Consider the following 1,886-nt stretch of genomic DNA (forward strand, 5'->3'; position numbering starts at 1 on the left):
GTCCAGGTTCTAGCCTCCCAAGGCTCAGTGAAGCCGTATGGTGATCCCTTCTACCACCCGATCTATGAAGCCTGCGCGGAAATGGGATTGCCGTTCGCCATTCACCTCGGCGGGCACGGAGGCGTCAACTGGAACGCCGTCGCGCCTGCCCCCACAACTTTCTTCTGGGAAACACACGCCATTCTGCACATGTCGGCGATCAGCCATGTCGCCAGCATGATCGCTCACGGCGTTTTCGAGAAATGGCCAGAACTCTATTTCGTAGTGATCGAATGCGGCGTCGCCTGGGTGCCGACGGTGCTATGGCGCCTCGATGCTGACTACAAGGCGCTGCGTAAAGAAACGCCATGGCTCAAAATGCTACCGTCGGAATACTGCCGCCGTAACATCCGCTTCTCAACACAGCCGCTGGAACAGCCAGCCAACGTCCAGCATCTGTGGTCCATTCTGGAAGCGATGGATGGCGAGAACACGCTGATGTTCGCGTCAGACTATCCGCACTGGGACTATGACGACGCCAACACGCTCCACATCCCGCCGTCCTGGAAAGTCAAGGTGATGGGTCAGAATGCGCTCGACGTCTACAAGCGCATTCCTGCCATCCTGACCGCGAACGCCGCCTGACGGAGCAGAATATGGGCGAGAAAACCTTCATCTGCCGCGTTGACGAGATCGAAGCCGGCACACCTGTCATTGCCAAAGTCCGTAGCCTTTCGGTGGGTGTGTTCCGCATCGGAGAAACCTTCCATGCGCTGCTCAACATCTGTCCGCATCGAGGCGCGCCCCTATGTGAAGGGCCGCAATGCGGGACGACCGCGCCTGTCGAGGATGCGCGGTTCATCTATCATAGAGAAAACGAGATCGTGCGCTGCGCCTGGCATGGCTGGGAGTTCGACATCAAAACTGGTTCGGCACTCGTCGACCCAACTGTGCGTGCGCGAACATTCCCGGTCACAGTTGAGGACGGCAACATCTATGTAACGGCGTGACGGTAGAAAACGATCAATAGTCAAGTGCACGGAGTGGCAAGCAATGAAATAATAAATTACGGACAAGCTTGCTTGAGGAGTGTTCAAAAAAACGCGGAAAATCCGCAAATGGGAGAGCGAAAATGTCTGAATCTGAGTACAAACTTCGCATTGCGCAAAGTCTGATCGGGCGCGGCAAGGTTTCCCGCCGCGACTTCATCCATTTGGGACTAGCGGCGGGCCTTACCGTCGCTGCCTCGGATCAAATCTTCGTCACGGTAGCACGGGCACAACCACAGCAAGGCGGCTTTGCCAAGCTTGGCATGGCGCATGGCGCGACGACAGATTCCATAGATCCGGCCGGCTATCCGGATACTTTCACGCAAACGGCCTTCTCGGGCGCTATGTCCAACGGCCTCACGGAGGTTGACGCCAAGGGCGACATCCAGCCGGACTTGGCCGAGAGCTTCGAATCTTCGAACGCCGCCAAAACGTGGGTTTTCAAGCTGCGCAAGGGGGTCACCTTCCACAACGGCAAGAACGTGACGGCGGAAGATGTCGTGACCTCGATGCGCTATCACATGGGTGCCGATACCAAATCAGCGGCGAAGTCTCTGCTTGAATCCGTTTCCGACATCAATGCGGATGGCCCAGAAACGGTTGTCTTCACGCTCAACAGCGGCAACGCCGATTTCCCTTACATCATGAGCGACTATCATTTCGTCATCATGCCGAGCGTGGATGGGAAAGCGGATTGGGGATCAGGAACGCGAACCGGCGCATTCGTGCTCGAGAATTTCCAACCCGGCGTTTCGGCCAAGCTCAAGCGCAACCCGAACTATTTCAAGAACGGCAAGCCTTACCTGGATGAGGTGGAATTCATCGCCATTACGGATTTGGCCGCACGCATGGCTGCCC

At 56.8% G+C, this 1,886-nt stretch carries 3 protein-coding genes; all 3 read left to right on the forward strand.

Translation table 11 applies throughout. From position 1 onward, the window contains the following. A partial coding sequence (locus tag EOA24_RS36295; RefSeq protein WP_145992570.1) for an amidohydrolase family protein occupies nucleotides 1–624 on the forward strand: 624 nt, incomplete at its 5' end. A gap of 11 nt (nucleotides 625–635) precedes the next feature. Then, entirely contained in the window at nucleotides 636–989 is a 354-nt protein-coding gene (locus EOA24_RS36300; RefSeq protein ID WP_126082611.1) for a Rieske (2Fe-2S) protein, read from the forward strand. A gap of 122 nt (nucleotides 990–1,111) precedes the next feature. Beyond that, on the forward strand, nucleotides 1,112–1,886 hold a 775-nt coding region (locus tag EOA24_RS36305), incomplete at its 3' end, for an ABC transporter substrate-binding protein (protein ID WP_245501941.1).

Source organism: Mesorhizobium sp. M2A.F.Ca.ET.039.01.1.1, from assembly GCF_003998035.1.
Taxonomy (GTDB): Bacteria; Pseudomonadota; Alphaproteobacteria; order Rhizobiales; family Rhizobiaceae; genus Mesorhizobium.

Excerpts from the sequence above, each read along its gene's own strand:
- EOA24_RS36300 (WP_126082611.1), top strand. The coding sequence starts at position 636 with ATGGGCGAGAAAACCTTCATCTGCCGCGTTGACGAGATCGAAGCCGGC.